Here is a 17,210-nt window from a genome sequence, read left to right as displayed (position 1 = left end):
GTTTGTGGGAGGAGACCAGCGGTATGACCGGTGCCCTGGCCGGCACCGACCGCGACCGACTGACCCGGGGCGGACTGGTACCCCTGACCACCGAGCAGGGCATGACACTGCTCGACACCGCGTTGGAGGGGCCCGCGGGTGCGGCGCTGGTGGCCGCGAAACTCAATATGGCCGTGCTGCGAGCAGCCGATGCCGCGCAGACCTCGCCCCTCCTCCGCGGCCTGCTGCCCGCACCCAAACGACGCACCACCACAGGCCCCGCCGAGGACCGGGGCCCCTCGCTGGTCCGGCAGCTGAGCGACCAGCAACCGCACGAGCGTCGGAAGACGCTGCTGGAGGCCGTCACCCGCCACGTCGCCGACGTGCTCGCACTCGATTCCCGCGACCGTGTCGACGTGGAACGCGGCTTCCTCCAGATGGGGTTCGACTCACTCATGGCCGTGGAGCTGCGTAACCGGCTGAGCCGGGCGGTCGATCAACGGCTCCCGTCCACCGTGGTGTTCGACCACCCCACGCCGAACGCGATGGCCGAATTCCTCTTGCAACAGGTGGGGCTGATCGAACCGTCCGACCACCAACCCGTCCTTGACGAGATCGACAAGGCCGAGGCGTCCCTCTCCACCATCACTCCGGAAGCGCGCGCAAACCTCGCCCGGCGGCTGGAGACCTTCCTCCAGAAGCTGAACGAGCCCGAGAGCGACGCCAGCGCCGCGGCTTCCCCCGTGACGACAGACCTCAAGTCCGCCACTGACGACGAGGTCTTCGACTTCATCGACAACGAACTCGGGCTTTCTTGACTCCGCCGCCGAAGGATCTTCCCCTGATGAACACCGAGGACAGGCTCCGCGACTACCTGAAGCGCGTGACCACCGAACTGCAGGAAGCTCGGCAGCGGCTCCAGCAGGCTCAGGACGCGACGGCAGAACCGATCGCGGTCGTCTCCATGAGCTGCCGCTACCCCGGAGGGGTGCGCACGCCGGAGGATCTGTGGCACCTGGTCGAGGGAGGTAGGGACGCCATATCCGAGTTCCCCACCAACCGCGGTTGGAACACCGCCGACCTGTACGACCCCGACCCCGAACGAGCAGGCAAGAGCTACGTGCGCGAAGGCGGCTTCCTCCACGATGCCGACGAGTTCGACGCGGAGTTCTTCGGTATCAGCCCCCGTGAGGCGCTGGCGATTGATCCGCAGCAGCGGCTGCTGTTGGAGACGGCCTGGGAGACGATCGAACGTGCGGCTCTGACGCCCGCCTCGTTGCGCGGCAGCCGCACGGGCGTCTTCACCGGCGTCATGTACGGCGAGTACGGGGCACGCATGATGCACCAGGTGCCCGAAGAGTTCGAGGCGTATCTGAGTACGGGCAGCGCCTACAGCGTGGCATCGGGCCGGCTGTCGTACTCGCTCGGTTTCGAGGGCCCCGCCATCAGCGTGGACACGGCGTGTTCGTCGTCGCTGACCGCAGTCCATCTGGCCGCGCAGGCGCTCCGTAACGGCGAGTGCGAGCTGGCTCTGGCGGGCGGCGTCACGGTGATGGCCACGCCGACCACCTTCGTCGAGTTCAGCCGCCAGCGCGGGCTCGCCCTTGATGCGCGCTGCAAACCTTTTGCCTCCGCAGCCGACGGCACCAGCATGGGGGAGGGCGTCGGACTGCTGTTGCTGGAACGGTTGTCGGACGCGCGGCGCAACGGCCATCCGGTGCTGGCCGTCGTTCGGGGCAGCGCGGTCAACCAGGACGGTACGAGCAGTCAGCTGACGGCTCCGAATGGTCCGTCGCAGGAGCGGGTGATTCGTGCGGCGTTGGCGAATGCGCGGTTGGGTGTGGCGGATGTGGATGTGGTGGAGGCGCATGGTACGGGCACCACGTTGGGTGATCCGATCGAGGCGCAGGCGCTGTTGGCGACGTATGGGCAGGATCGGCCGGGGGATCGGCCGTTGTGGTTGGGGTCGGTGAAGTCGAACATCGGTCATACGCAGGCTGCTGCGGGTGTGGCGGGTGTGATCAAGATGGTGGAGGCGATGCGGCACGGGGTGTTGCCGCGCACGTTGCATGTGGATGAGCCCACCCCGCATGTGGACTGGTCGGCTGGTGGGGTGCGGCTGCTGACGGAGGCGACGGAGTGGCCGGAGACGGGGCGTCCGCGTCGGGCTGCGGTCTCCTCGTTCGGCATCAGCGGCACGAATGCGCATGTGGTGCTTGAGGCTCCGCCTGCCCCGGATGCCGTGGCTGAGGATGCGCCCGCTTTTGCGGAGCCCGCCGGGCGGGTGGCGTTCACGTTGTCGGCGAAGTCGCAGGTCGCGTTGCGTGCCCAGGCCGCCCGCCTGGAAGAGCACCTCCACGCCCATGCTGAGCTGGGGGCGTCGGCTGTCGCGGGTGCGTTGGCCACCACCCGTACCGTCTTCGACCACCGCGCCGTCGTCACCGGCACGAACCGGGACGAACTCGTCGAGGGCCTGCGCGCACTGGCCCGAGACGAGACGCACCCGGGTGTGGTGTGTCCGGGGAAGTCTGCGGATGCTTCGGGGCGGACGGCGTTCCTGTTCTCCGGGCAGGGCTCCCAGCGCGCCGGAGCCGGCGCTGGGCTGTATGCCGTCGAGCCGGTGTTCAAGGCGGCGGTCGATGAAGCCTGCCGGCACCTGGACCCGCTGTTGGGCAGGTCGCTGACCGAGATCATGTTCGCCGAGCCGGGCAGTGAACCGGCCCGCCTGCTGGACCACACCCGCTACACCCAACCCGCACTCTTCGCCCTCCACCTCGGCCTCCACCGACTCCTCGAACACCACGGCCTCAAACCCGACTACCTGGCCGGTCACTCGGTGGGGGAGATCAGCGCGGCCCACTGCGCGGGAGTCTTCTCGCTTCCGGATGCGGCTCAGTTGATCGTGCGGCGGGCGGAGCTGATGGGCCAGCTGCCGCCCGGCGCGATGGCCAGCATCCAAGCCACCGCAGACGAACTCGCCCCCCACCTGACTGACCGGGTGTGTGTCGCGGCCTACAACACACCCCGCCACACCGTCATCTCCGGCGACCCCGACGCCGTCGCAGCCATCGTCGAGGCGTTCACGGCTCAGGGGCGGAGGGTGAAGACACTCGCAACGGAGCATGCCTTCCACTCTCCGCACACCGACACCATCCTGGACGCGTTCCGGGAGGCGGCCGAGCAGGTCACCTATCACGAGCCCCACACCCCGCTGATCTCCAACCTCACCGGCCGACCCGCCGAAACCGATCAGCTCACCACCCCCGCCTACTGGACCGCGCACATCCGCCAACCCGTCCGGTTCGCGGACATACTCACCACCCTCGCCAACTCCGGCACACGCAGCTACCTCGACATCGGGCCGACCCCCACCCTCGCCCCACTGGTCCACCACACCCTCACCAGCGACAACAACAACGAAACAGACACCCCCCACGTCCTCACCACCCTCCACCCCGACCACCACGACACCCAAGCCCTCACCAACACCCTCGCCCACACCCACACCACCACCCAGCCGGTGACCTGGCACCAGCCCCACTCGGATGCCACCCAACCTGCTGTTTCGTTGCCTACCTATGCGTTTACTCGTCGGGGCTATTGGTTGGAGCCGGTTGGTGGGTCGGTGGATGTGGTCGGGTCGGGGTTGAATGCGCCGGGGCATCCGTTGTTGTCCGCGCACGTCGATCTGCCCAGTGGGGGGCATGTGTTCACCACACGGTTGGGTCCTGGGAGCCACAGGTGGCTTGCGGATCACGCTGTGGGGGGTGTCGCGGTGCTTCCTGGTACGGCCTTCGTCGAGCTGGTCACGCACGCCGCACGGGTCTCGGGGATGGCGTGTGTGGAGGAGTTGACGTTGCACACGCCGGTCGTGTTGGAGGGGGAGGGGGCGCTGCAGTTGCAGATGGTGGTGGAGCCGCCTGACGAGGCGGGCCGCTGCCAGCTCCTGGTGCACGCCCGGGACGCGGATACCACCACTACGGACTCCGACTCGGACTCGGGAGAAGAAGGGCGGCCGTGGGTGTGTCACGCCGAGGCGGTCCTGGCCACTGCCTCCGACCCGGACAAGGAGCCGGCCCGGGTGCAGCTTCCTGCCGATGCGCAGCCCGTCGATGTCCAGGAGCTGTACCTGGAGCTGGCGGAGGCGGGGATGGACTACGGGCCTGCCTTCCAAGGACTGGAGCGGGCCTGGCGGCACGGTCAGGACATCTACGCCGACGTCACACTGCCCGAGATCCTGGGGCCGGACGGGTACGGCATCCACCCCGCCCTCCTCGACGCCGCACTCCACCCCCTCGCCCTCCTCACTCGTCAGTCGGGCGAGGCGGCTGTTCTGCGTCTCCCTTACTCATGGCGCGACGTCACGGTGCACGCCACTGGCGCCACCGAGCTGCGCGTGCGTGTGTCCATCACCGCCGAGGACACGGCCGCGCTGGCCGTGTCGACCTTCGACGGGGAACCCGTGGTGACTGTCGGCGGCCTCACCGTGCGCCCTGCGGACATGAAGCCGGCGGGCCGGCCGCGAGCACGTCACGACGAGCCGCCCCACCTTGCGTGGACGCCGTTGTCTGCTCCCGTCTCCGCAGTGGAGCGCGCCGTGGGCGAGCCGTCCCACACCATCACCGTGCTGGGCGTACGCCCCGAGGCAGCAGCGGAGGCATCAGCGGCACCGGCGGCAGCCGCTGCCGCCGAGCCCCCCAGCCTCCCGACGGATGTCCACGCCGCAGCTCACGCGGACGTCCGGTTCGACGTCCACTCCGACGTCCGCGCGTTCCTGGACCGCCTTGCCGAGGGCGCACCGGTTCCCCGTGAGGCGTTCGCCGTCTTTCCGCCGGTGGCGCACGGTGACGACGACGCCGATGTCGCCGACCGGAGGGACAAGCGTTCGGGCCCGGCCGCCGCCGACCCGGTGAGCGCGGCCCACGCCGTGACGCGCGAGGCACTCGACCTCGTGCAGACATGGCTGTCCGACGAGCGTCTTCTCGACTGCCGGCTGGTCGTGGTGACGGAGAACGCCGTGAGCGTCGAGAACAACGGCGGCGCAGCCGTGGATCCCGCAGCGGCTTCGCTGTGGGGGTTGCTGCGCTCGGCTCAACGCGAGCATCCCGGCCGTTTCGCGCTGCTGGACACGGACCTGCACGTGGACATGGCCGTGAACGGCGAGGCCGACGTGGCAGCAGTGCTCGGCGGCGCCGTGGCGCCAGTGTTCGCAGGCGGGGAGGAGGACCAGATCGCGGTGCGGAAGGGTGACCTGTACGTGCCGCGTCTCGTACGGTCCGGCGTCTGCCCGGTGTTGAGCCCGCCGGCGGACGAGGACGCGTGGCGGCTCGACGTCAGGACGCCTGGCACGTTGGACGAGCTGGCCCTGCTGGCCTTCCACGACGCGGAGAAGCCGCTGGGCGAGGGGCAGGTCCGCATCGCCGTACGCGCGGCGGGGGTGAACTACCGGGACGTGCTCATCGCACTCGGCATGTACCCCGGCGAGGAGAGCATCGGGGGAGAGGGCGCCGGCGTCGTCACCGAGGTGGGCGCCGGGGTGAGAGGGCTGAGGGTCGGTGACCGGGTGATGGGCTTGATACCCGGTGCGATGGGACCTGTCGCCGTGGCCGACCACCGCCTGGTCAGGCGCGTTCCGGCGGGCTGGTCGTTCGCGCAGGCCGCGGCGGTGCCGGTGGTGTTCCTGACCGCGTACTACGGGCTGGCGGATCTGGCCGGAGTGCGGGCGGGGGAGCGGCTGCTCGTCCATGCCGCCACGGGCGGCGTCGGCATGGCGGCTCTCCAACTGGCCCGCCACTGGGGCCTGGAGGTGTACGGGACAGCGAGCCGTGGCAAGTGGGACGTACTGCGTTCACACGGGCTCGACGACGGGCACATCGGTGACTCGCGCAGCCTGGCCTTCCGCGAGGTGTTCGAGGAGGCGACGGACGGTGCAGGTGTCGACGTCGTCCTCAACTCCCTCGCGCACGAGTTCGTCGACGCGTCGCTGCGACTGCTGCCGCGCGGCGGCCGGTTCCTGGAGATGGGCAAGACCGACATCAGGTCCGCCGACGACATCGCCGCAGCCAGTCCAGGCGTCCGCTACCAGGCCTTCGACATGACCGACGCCGGGCCCGACCGGATCGGCGCGATGCTCGACGAGCTGCTCGCCCTCTTCGAGAGCGGTGTCCTGCGGCCGCCGCCGGTCACCACCTGGGACGTCCGCCAGGCTGGCGAGGCCTTCCGGTGCCTGCGCGAGGCGAAGCACGTCGGCAAGGTCGTACTCACCGTGCCGGCCCCGCTGGACCAGGACGGCACGGTCCTGATCACCGGCGGCACCGGCGCGCTGGGCAGGGCACTGGCGCGTCATCTGGTGGCGCGACACGGCGTACGACACCTGCTGCTCACCAGCCGCCGGGGGCGTGACGCCGAGGGAGCCGCCGAGGCCGAGGCCGAGCTCGCCGCTCTGGGCGCCGAGGTGGCCGTCGCCTCCTGCGACGTGGCGGTCCCGTCAGCGGTGGCCGGCCTGCTGGAGGGGATACCGGCGGCTCACCCCCTCACAGCGGTCTTCCACACCGCGGGTGTCCTCGACGACGCCACGGTGGCCGCCTTGACCCCGGACGCTCTCGATACGGTGCTGCGCCCGAAGGCCGACGGCGCGTGGCACCTGCACCGCGCCACCGAGCACCTGGACCTCTCGGCGTTCGTGCTGTTCTCGTCCGTGGCAGGAGTCCTCGGCAGCCCCGGCCAGGCGCATTACGCCGCCGCCAACACGTTCCTCGACGCCCTGGCCCAGCACCGCCGTGAACGAGGCCTGCCCGGGGTGTCACTGGCCTGGGGGCTGTGGGGAGAAGCCGGCGGCATGACGGCCCACCTGGAGGGCTCCGACCTGTCCCGCATGAGGGGCACCGGCATCCGGGCCATGTCCCACGAGGAGGCACTCGCACTGCTGGACTCGGCGCTCGCCACGGGACGGGTGGCGTCGGTCCCCGCCCGTTTCGTGCCACCGCCTTCGACACCGGACGGCTCAGGGACGCAGGCAGCGCAACTGCCCGTACTGCGCGGCTTGTTCAACGCCCGTAGCTCGGACGGTACCTCGGGCCGCGGCCCGAGGCCGGGTGCGGGCCGCGGAGTCGCCGGTCTCGCGTCGAAGCGTGGCGGCACCTGGCGTGAGGGCCTTGCGGGCCTCACGGAGGACGAGCAGCGCGAGCAGCTGACGCGGCTCGTCCTCACCGAGGCGGCCGCCGTGCTCGGTCACAGCGAACTCGACGCCTTCGGTCACAACCGTCCGCTGAAGGAGGCCGGCTTCGACTCGCTGACCGCCGTCGAACTGCGCAACCGGCTCGCCACAGCCGTCGAGCTGCGGCTTCCGGCGTCGCTGATCTACGACCACCCCACTCCGACGGCCGTCGCCGACCACCTCATGACCCGACTGGCCCCCGAGCAAGTCGACTTCCTGCACCACGTGCTTTCGGACATCCAGCGGCTCGAGAGCAGCGTGCTGTCCGAGGAGCCCGGCCCGGAGGCGCGCACCGAGATCGCCGCCCACCTCAAGGAGTGGCTCCGCAAACTCACCCCAGGCGTCGAGCCGCAGGCGAACGGTGAAGAGGACGACGTCTATCAGCAGATGGCGTCCTCCACGGACGACGAGATCTTCGCCTTCATCGACAACGAGCTCTGACCGCAGCCGCCCCACCACCTCGTTCAACCTCTCTCGTGACCTCCAGGATTCTTCATCACCTCGGGATCCTCCACGACCTCAGGAGCCTCCATGACAGTGGAACCGGACGCCGTCGACGGACTGCCGACGGCTCGCGGCTGCCCGTTCAGCCCGCCCGCGGAGCTGACCGAGCTGAGCGCGACCCGGCCCCTCACCCGCATGTCCTACCCGGACGGCCACATGGGCTGGCTGGTGACGAGCCATCCCCTGGCACGCCGGATACTGGCCAGCCAGGACTTCAGCGCACGTCACGACCTGCGGCACTCACCGATCCCGACGATGCTCACACCGACGCAGGCCCCGCCCGGGGCTTTCATCGGCATGGACCCGCCCGAGCACACCCGCTACCGGAAGCCTCTCAACCAGTACTTCACCGTCCGCCGCATACGGCAGCTGGAGCCCGCGATCGAGCGGACGACGCGGGAGCACCTGCACGCGATGGAGGAGACGGGCGCTCCTACCGACCTGATGCGCGCCTTCGCCCTGCCGATCCCGGTCGCGGTGATCTCCGAGCTGCTCGGTTCCACTCCGGAGATCAACGAGGAACTGCAGCGGCTCCGGGCCGTCTCCATGGACCCGAAGAGCCCGGCCGAAGACGTGGGCGCTTCGGTGAAGGCGACCCACGAGCTCATGCAGAACCTCGTGACGTACAAACGGCACAACCCCGGCGACGATCTGCTCACCAAGCTGATCGACGACGGCGAACTCGACGACGCCGAGCTGACCGGCCTCGCCCTGATGATGCTCATCGCCGGCCATGAGACGACCGCCCAGATGATCGGCCTCAGCATGTACTACCTGCTGCGGCACGAGGAGATCCGTGACCGGCTGACCGGCGGACCCGTGCTGACGGACGAGGCGGTGAACGAACTCCTGCGCTGTCTGTCGGCCGTCCAGTTCGTCACCCGGGTGGCCCTGACGGACCTCGAACTGGGCGGCGTCACCGTGCGGAAGGGCGAGGCCTGCACGATCTCCCTCCCGGCCGTGAACCGGGACGCCCGGGCCTTCGAGGAACCGGACCTCTTCAAGACACCAAACCTCTTCGAAGCCGTCGGCGGCACGGCCGGGAACCTCCAGCCCGCGGGGCACTCCCCGGCTTCCGGAAACCCCTCTGCTTCCGGAAGCCACCTGGCCTTCGGCCACGGCATCCACCAGTGCATCGGACACAACCTCGCCAGGTCCGAGATGAAGATCGCCATCGGTGCGGTGTGGCAACGCTTCCCGGCGCTGCGTCTGGCGGGAGACGACGCGGACATCACCACCCGCGAGGCGTTCAACACCTACGGGCTCGACCGGCTCCCGGTGGAGTGGTAGCCGCCGCCGGCCCTCCGTCATCCGCCACCCAAGTCACAAGCTAGAGCCACTTCAGACCCTCTGCGGAGGATGCAGACAGCAATGATCACCTTTCGGGTGATCTCGCGCCCTCCCCGGGCGGTGAGCCCGTACCCGTTCGTCCGGACGCTGCGGCCGCGGAGTGAGTCGAATCGTCGCTGCGCGGCAGACCGACAACTACTCCGAGGTTGACACACGATGAACGAGGACAAGCTGCGCGACTACCTCAAGCGCGTCACGGCCGACCTCCACCAGGCCCGGCGCCGCCTCGACGAGTACGAGGCGCAGAGCCGCGAGCCGATCGCCATCGTGGGGATGGCCTGCCGCTTCCCGGGCGACGCGGACTCACCGGAGGCGCTGTGGGAGCTCGTGAGTCGGAGCCGGGAGAGCGTCTCGGATTTCCCGGACGACCGAGGCTGGCCCGACGACCTGTACGACCCCGACCCCCAGGCGCACGGCAAGACGTACTCGGCGCAGGGAAACTTCGTACGGGGGGCAGCCCGGTTCGACGCGGAGTTCTTCGGTATCAGTCCGCGTGAGGCGCAGGCGATGGACCCGCAGCAGCGGCTGCTGCTGGAGACGGCCTGGGAAGCCCTGGAGAACGCTTCCATCGTCCCCGGCGATCTGCACGGCACCGACGCCGGGGTCTTCATCGGTGCCGCCGGCGCGGAGTACGCGTCGCTGCGCGACGGCGGCCCGGCAGCAGCGGACGGCTACCTGCTCACCGGCCTGCTGACGAGTGTCGCCTCGGGCCGGCTCGCCTACACCCTGGGGCTGGAGGGTCCGGCCGTCACGATCGACACGGCGTGCTCGTCGTCGCTGACCGCCATGCACCTGGCCGCGCAGGCACTGCGCAACGGCGAGGCCCGTCTCGCCTTGGCGGGCGGCGCGACGATCATGTCCCACCCCGGTGTCTTCGTGGAGTTCAGCCGCCAGCGCGGACTGTCTTCGGACGGACGCTGCCGCGCGTTCGCCGCCTCGGCGGACGGCACCGCCTGGGGTGAGGGCGTCGGACTGCTGGTACTGGAGCGTCTGTCGGACGCGCGGCGCAACGGTCATCCGGTGCTGGCCATCGTCCGGGGCAGCGCGGTCAACCAGGACGGCGCGAGCAACGGTCTCACGGCTCCGAACGGCCCGTCGCAGGAGCGGGTGATCCGTGCGGCGTTGGCGGATGCCGATCTGCCTGCGAGTGGTGTTGATGTGGTGGAGGCGCACGGTACGGGCACCACGTTGGGTGATCCGATCGAGGCGCAGGCGCTGCTGGCGACGTATGGGCAGGACCGCCCCGCCGAGCGGCCGCTGTGGCTTGGCTCCGTGAAGTCGAACATCGGTCATACGCAGGCCGCCGCCGGTGTGGCGGGTGTGATCAAGATGGTGGAGGCGATGCGGCACGGGGTGTTGCCGCGTACGTTGCATGTGGATGAGCCCACCCCGCATGTGGACTGGTCGGCTGGTGGGGTGCGGCTGCTGACGGAGGCGACGGAGTGGCCGGAGACGGGGCGTCCGCGTCGGGCTGCGGTCTCCTCGTTCGGCATCAGCGGCACGAACGCGCATGTGGTGCTTGAGGCTCCGCCTGCCCTGGATGCCGTGGCTGAGGATGCGCCCGCTTTTGCGGAGCCCGCCGGGCGGGTGGTGTTCGCGTTGTCGGCGAAGTCGCAGGTGGCGTTGCGTGCCCAGGCCGCCCGGCTGGAGGAGCATCTACAGGCTCATGCTGAGCTGGGGGCGTCGGCTGTTGCGGGTGCGTTGGCCACCACCCGTACCGTCTTCGACCACCGCGCTGTTGTCACCGGAGCGGATCGTGGTGAGCTGGTCGAGGGCCTGCGTGCACTGGCCGGAGGCGAGACGCACCCGGGGGTGGTGTGTCCGGGGAAGGTTGCGGATGCTTCGGGGCGGACGGCGTTCCTGTTCTCCGGGCAGGGCTCCCAGCGCGCCGGAGCCGGCGCCGGGCTGTACGCCGTCGAGCCGGTGTTCAAGGCGGCGGTCGATGAAGCCTGCCGGCACCTGGACCCGCTGCTGGGCAGGTCGCTGACCGAGATCATGTTCGCCGAGCCGGACAGTGAACCGGCCCGCCTGCTGGACCACACCCACTACACCCAACCCGCACTCTTCGCCCTCCACCTCGGCCTCCACCGACTCCTCGAACACCACGGCCTGACACCCGACTACCTGGCCGGACACTCGGTCGGGGAGATCAGCGCTGCCCACTGCGCGGGAGTCTTCTCGCTTCCGGATGCGGCTCGGTTGATCGTGCGGCGGGCGGAGCTGATGGGCCAGCTGCCGTCCGGCGCGATGGCCAGCATCCAAGCCACCGCAGACGAACTCACCCCCTATCTGACTGACCGGGTGTGTGTCGCGGCCTACAACACACCCCGCCACACCGTCATCTCCGGCGACCCCGACGCCGTCGCAGCCATCGTCGAGACGTTCACGGCTCAGGGGCGGAGGGTGAAGACGCTCGCGACCGAGCATGCCTTCCACTCTCCTCACACCGACACCATCCTGGACGCGTTCCGGGAGGCGGCCGAGCAGGTCACCTATCACGAGCCCCACACCCCGCTGATCTCCAACCTCACCGGCCGACCCGCTGAAACCGATCAACTCACCACCCCCGCCTACTGGACCGCGCACATCCGCCAGCCGGTCCGGTTCGCGGACATACTCACCACCCTCACCGACACCGGCACCCACACCTACCTCGACATCGGGCCGACCCCCACCCTCCCCCCCCTCCCCCACCACACCCTCACCAGCGACAACAACGAAACAGACACCCCCCACGTCCTCACCACCCTCCACCCCGACCACCACGACACCCACGCCCTCACCAACACCCTCGCCCACACCCACACCACCACCCACCCCCTCACCTGGCGCCAGCCCACCCCCGACACCCCCACCCCCCTCCCCACCTACCCCTTCACCCATCACACCTATTGGCTCAAACAACCCACCCCCACCAACACCACCAACCTCGGCCTCAACCCCACGCACCACCGCTTCCTCAGCGCGCACATCGATCTTTCGGAAGAGGAAGGGTCCCTCTACACCGGTACGGTCTCGGTCAAGGCCCACCCCTGGCTCGGCGACCACTCCGTCCATCACACACCTGTCCTCCCCGCCACCGCCTTCATCGAGCTCGCTCTGCACGCCGCCCACCACGTCGGTCTGAACACCGTCGACGACCTGACCCTCCACACCCCGCTGCTCCTGGGCGACACCACGCAACAGCTTCAGCTGCGGCTCGGCCCGGCCGACGCGTCAGGGCGGTACACCCTCAACTTCCGTTCCCGCAGCGCGGGCACCGACGATCGCGGACCTGAGTGGACTGAGCACGGCACAGCTCTCCTCGTCGGCACGGTCCCCGGGCCTCAGCCTTCCACGTCGCCGCCGTCGGACGCCGCCGAGATCGACCTGGGGTCCTTCTACGACGAACTGGAACAGCTGGGTCTGACCTACGGTCCCGCGTTCCGGGGCCTGCGGAGGGCATGGCAGCACGGTGACGACCTCTACGCCGAGGTCGAGCTTCCCTCCGCCGCTGGTGAAGCCGACGGGTTCGCGCTGCATCCGGCTCTTCTCGACGCCGCCCTCCACCCGTATGCCCTGACCCTGAGCGAAGGCGGTGCCCGGCTTCCGTTCGCGTTGTCGGGTGTCACGCTGTACTCCACCGGAGCCACCGAGCTGCGGGTACGGCTGTCCCACGCGGGCCAGGACACGCTTAACCTCGTGGTGAGCGACCCCGACGGTGAGCCGGTGGCCACTGTCGAGTCGCTGGTCACCCGTGCCGTGAGCGTGGAGCAGTTCGCTTCGGCGAGTGCCGCCGTGCGCGACGACCTGTACAGGCTGGACTGGACTCCGGTGAGCGCCCCGGCAGCGGCGACCGCCGGCGTCGTGTCGCTGGCCGTGGTCGGCCCGGACTCGGCGCCGTGGGCCGGGCGGCTGCCGGCCACAGACGGCTCAGCGCGGCAGTACGCCGATCTCGCAACGCTGCGTGCGTCCCTGGACGAGGGGGCGCCGCTGCCCGATGCCGTTCTCCTCGTCTGCCCGGCCTCCCGGGAAGGCAGCCCGGCCGAGGCCGGTCATGTGATCACCCGTGGTGTGCTGGGCGCGGTCCAGGAGTGGCTGGCCGACGACCGGTTGTCCGGGACGCGCCTGTGCCTCGTCACCTCGGGGGCGGTCGCGGCCCGCACCGGTGAGGACGTCCGCGACGTGGCGCAGGCGGCGGCCTGGGGCCTGGTGCGCGGCATACGGGCCGAGAAGCGGGGCTCGATGGTGTTGCTCGACATCGACGGACGCGAGGCTAGTGTCCAGGCCCTCCCCCTCGCCGTGTCGGCGGTGCTGTCCGCGGCCGGAGAGGAGGAACTCGCACTCCGTGAGGGGAAGGTGCTGGCGCCGCGGCTGGTGCGCGCGAGTGCCGACCGTTCACTGTCCCCGTCGTCCGGCGAGTCGGCGTGGCATCTGGACGTCACAGCCCCCGGCACCGTGAACAGTCTGGCCGTCGTGCCGGCGCGGGACGCGACGCGTCCCCTGGCGGCCGGTGAGGTCCGCGTGTCCGTACGCGCAGCGGGAGTGAACTTCCGTGACGTGCTGATGACCCTGGGCATGTACCCGGGGGAGCCGTCCATCGGCAGTGAGGGCGCCGGTGTCGTCACCGAGGTCGGCGACGGTGTGACCGAACCGGCCGTCGGCGACCGGGTGATGGGGCTGTTCGGCCAGGCCATGGGGCCGATCGCGGTCGCCGACGCGCGCCGGGTGGTGCGGATGCCCGACGGTTGGACGTTCGCCCAGGGCGCGTCCGTTCCCCTGGTGTTCCTGACCGCGTACTACGGGCTGGTGGATCTGGCCGGTGTGCGGGCGGGGGAGCGGCTGCTCGTCCACGCGGCGGCAGGCGGCGTCGGCACGGCCGCGGTGCAGCTGGCCCGGCACTGGGGCCTGGAGGTGTACGGGACGGCGAGCCGTGGCAAGTGGGACGTACTGCGCTCGCAGGGGTTCGACGACCGGCACATCGGTGACTCGCGCAGTCTGACCTTCCGCGAGGTGTTCGAGGAGGCGACGGGCGGTGCAGGTGTCGACGTCGTCCTCAACTCCCTCGCGCACGAGTTCGTCGACGCGTCGCTGCGACTGCTGCCGCGCGGCGGCCGGTTCCTGGAGATGGGCAAGGCGGACGTCCGGGACGCGGAGCGCGTGACGGCGGAGCACCAAGGGGTGGAGTACCGGCCCTTCGACCTGTCCGAGGCCCCACCGGAGCGGGTGCGGGAGATGCTCACGGAACTGGTCGGACTGTTCACGACAGGCGCACTCCAGCCCCCGCCGGTGACCTGCTTCGACATACGTCAGGCCCGCGAGGCGTTCCGAGGGCTGAGCAAGGCCGAGTACACCGGCAAGCTCGTCCTGACGCTGCCCACCCCGCTCGACCCCGAAGGCACCGTCCTGATCACCGGAGGTACCGGCGCTCTCGGCGGTCAGGTCGCCCGGCACATGGTGGACCACCACGGCGTCCGGAACCTGCTCCTGCTCAGTCGACACGGCAGCGACGCCGACGGCGTACCCGAACTGACAGCGCAGCTCGGACGGTCGGGGGCGCAGGTCTCGGTGGTGGCATGCGATGCGGCAGACCGCGACGCGCTCGCCGCCGTCATCGCCGGAATCCCGGCCGCTCACCCCCTCACAGCCGTCGTACACACCGCGGGAATCGTCGACGACGCCCTCACCGCGGCGATGAACCCCGAACGGCTCGACGCGGTCCTCCGCCCCAAGGCCGACGCCGCCTGGAACCTCCACGCACTCACTGCCGGCACCGAACTCTCGGCCTTCATCCTCTTCTCGTCGCTGGCCGGCACGCTGGGCAACGCGGGCCAGTCCGGTTACGCCGCAGGCAACGCCTTCCTCGACGCACTCGCCCGGCACCGCCGTGCCCGAGGCCTGCCCGCCGTGTCCCTGGCGTGGGGCCCGTGGGCGGGCACCAGCGGGATGACGAGCCGACTCGACGACGCCGCCCTCGCCCGCATGGCGCGTACCGGCGTGTCCGTACTGCCGCACGAGAAGGCGCTGTCCCTGTTCGACGCACATGGCGACGGCCCCGCCGTCCTCGTACCGGCACATCTCGACCTCCCCGCGCTGCGCGCCCTCGACGACGCCGGCGAACTGGGCGCTGTACTGCGGTCTCTGGTAGGCCGAGCCGGGCTGCCGAGCAGCACGGCGACACGGGGGGCCAGGAAGACGGGGGACTCCGTCGCCGACGAGTGGGCGGGACGACTCGCCTCGCTGCCCGAGGCGGAACGACGTCAGCTCGTGATCGAGACCGTCCGGCACGAAGCGGCGGCGATCCTCGGGCATGCCGACGCGGACGCCCTCCCCGCGGACCGGGCGTTCCGGGACGCCGGGTACGACTCCCTCACCGCCGTCGAACTCCGCAACCGGCTCAGCGCGCACTTCGGACTGCGTCTCGTCACGACGCTCGTCTTCGATCACCCGACGCCGCTGGCCCTGGCCGAGCACCTGCTCGGACGCTTCCTCAACGAGACGACCCCGGCACGCGCGACGACGACCGTGCAGGCCACCGCCGACGAGCCCGTCGCGATCGTCGGCATGGCCTGCCGCTTCCCGACGGACGTCGAGTCCCCGTCGGACCTGTGGGGCGTCGTCGCCGAAGGGCGCGACATGGTCTCCGGTTTCCCCGATGGACGGGGATGGAACCACGCCGACCTCTACGACCCCGACCCCACGGCACCCGGCCGCACTTACGCGACACAGGGCGCCTTCTATCAGGGTGCCGACCTCTTCGACGCCGACTTCTTCGGCATCAACCGGCGTGAGGCGCTGGCGATGGACCCGCAGCAGCGGCTGCTGCTGGAGACGGCCTGGGAGGCACTGGAACGCGCCGGGATCGACCCGACCGGTGTACGCGGCACAGACGCCGGCGTCTTCACCGGCGTCGCAGCGGCCGAATACCTCTCGCTGCACCGCCCGGTCAAGGAAGACCTCAGCGGGTACCTGCTCACCGGCAACACCACCAGCGTCACCGCGGGCCGCATCGCGTACACGTTCGGTCTGGAAGGCCCGACGTTCAGCGTGGACACGGCATGCTCGTCGTCGCTCGTCGCACTCCACCTGGCGGCGCAGTCGCTACGGCAGGGCGAGTGCTCCATGGCGCTCGCCGGGGGCGCGACCATCATGGCGAGCCCCGGCATCTTCCTGGAGTTCAGCAACCAACGGGGCCTCGCGACCGACGGCCGCTGCAAGCCCTTCGCCGCCTCCGCCGACGGTGTCGGCTGGGGCGAAGGCGCGGGCATGTTCGTGCTGGAGCGCCTGTCGGACGCGGAGCGCAACGGCCATCCGGTGCTGGCCGTGGTCCGGGGCAGCGCGGTCAATCAGGATGGTGCGAGTAATGGGTTGACGGCTCCGAATGGTCCGTCGCAGGAGCGGGTGATCCGTGCGGCGTTGGCGAATGCGCGGTTGGGTGTGGCGGATGTTGATGTGGTGGAGGCGCATGGTACGGGCACCACGTTGGGTGATCCGATCGAGGCGCAGGCGCTGCTGGCGACGTATGGGCAGGATCGGTCCGGCGATCAGCCTCTGTGGCTTGGCTCCGTGAAGTCGAACATCGGTCATACGCAGGCCGCCGCCGGTGTGGCGGGTGTGATCAAGATGGTGGAGGCGATGCGGCACGGTGTGCTGCCGCGTACGTTGCATGTGGATGAGCCCACCCCGCATGTGGACTGGTCGGCGGGTGCGGTGCGGCTGCTGACGGAGGCGACGGAGTGGCCGGAGACGGGGCGTCCGCGTCGGGCTGCGGTCTCCTCGTTCGGCATCAGCGGCACGAACGCCCACCTGATTCTCGAAGCTCCGCCGGTCACGGAGGGAGCGCCCGCGGAGGGTCCGTCGACGGCTCCTGCTGTGGATTCCGAGCCGGTGGTTCTTACGTTGTCGGCGAAGTCGGATGTGGCGTTGCGGGCGCAGGCGGGGCGGTTGGGGGAGTTTTTGGAGGCGCGTCCTGAGGTGGGTGTGCGGTCTGCTGCTGGTGTGTTGGGTCGGCGGGGTGTGTTTGGTTGTCGTGCTGCGGTGGTGGGTGTGGGGCGTGGTGGTGTGGTGGGTGGTTTGCGTGCGGTTGCTGAGGGGTCTTCGGGTGTGGCCGAGGGGTCTTCTGGTGTGGGTGTGGGGTCTTCGGGTGTGGTTGAGGGTGTGGTGCGGGGTGGGGGTTTTGGTG

Annotated in this window: 3 protein-coding genes and 1 pseudogene; all 4 read left to right on the top strand. The window is 70.1% G+C overall.

What is annotated here, in order from left to right:
- Window positions 1-797: phosphopantetheine-binding protein (locus DTL70_RS30720; protein WP_245980128.1), on the top strand; the 797-nt coding region annotated here is incomplete at its 5' end.
- Between the two features lie 26 nt (window positions 798-823).
- Window positions 824-7,636 (top strand): annotated as a pseudogene (locus DTL70_RS30715) (type I polyketide synthase); the annotation flags it as partial.
- Between the two features lie 90 nt (window positions 7,637-7,726).
- Window positions 7,727-8,989, top strand: a complete 1,263-nt coding sequence (locus DTL70_RS30710) for a cytochrome P450 (RefSeq protein WP_114025293.1) — start codon at window positions 7,727-7,729, stop codon at window positions 8,987-8,989.
- A 216-nt stretch (window positions 8,990-9,205) separates the two neighbouring features.
- On the top strand, window positions 9,206-17,210 hold an 8,005-nt coding region (locus DTL70_RS34875; protein ID WP_114025292.1), incomplete at its 3' end, for a type I polyketide synthase.

Origin of the sequence: Streptomyces diacarni (assembly GCF_003323715.1) — a bacterium.
Taxonomy (GTDB): domain Bacteria; phylum Actinomycetota; class Actinomycetes; order Streptomycetales; family Streptomycetaceae; genus Streptomyces; species Streptomyces diacarni.
Note: the sequence above shows the minus strand (reverse complement) of the source record. Positions and strands in the feature narration are given on the sequence as shown.

What these genes read in the sequence shown, in the direction of transcription:
- DTL70_RS30710 (WP_114025293.1), top strand. Translation starts at nt 7,727, where the DNA reads ATGACAGTGGAACCGGACGCCGTCGACGGACTGCCGACGGCTCGCGGC.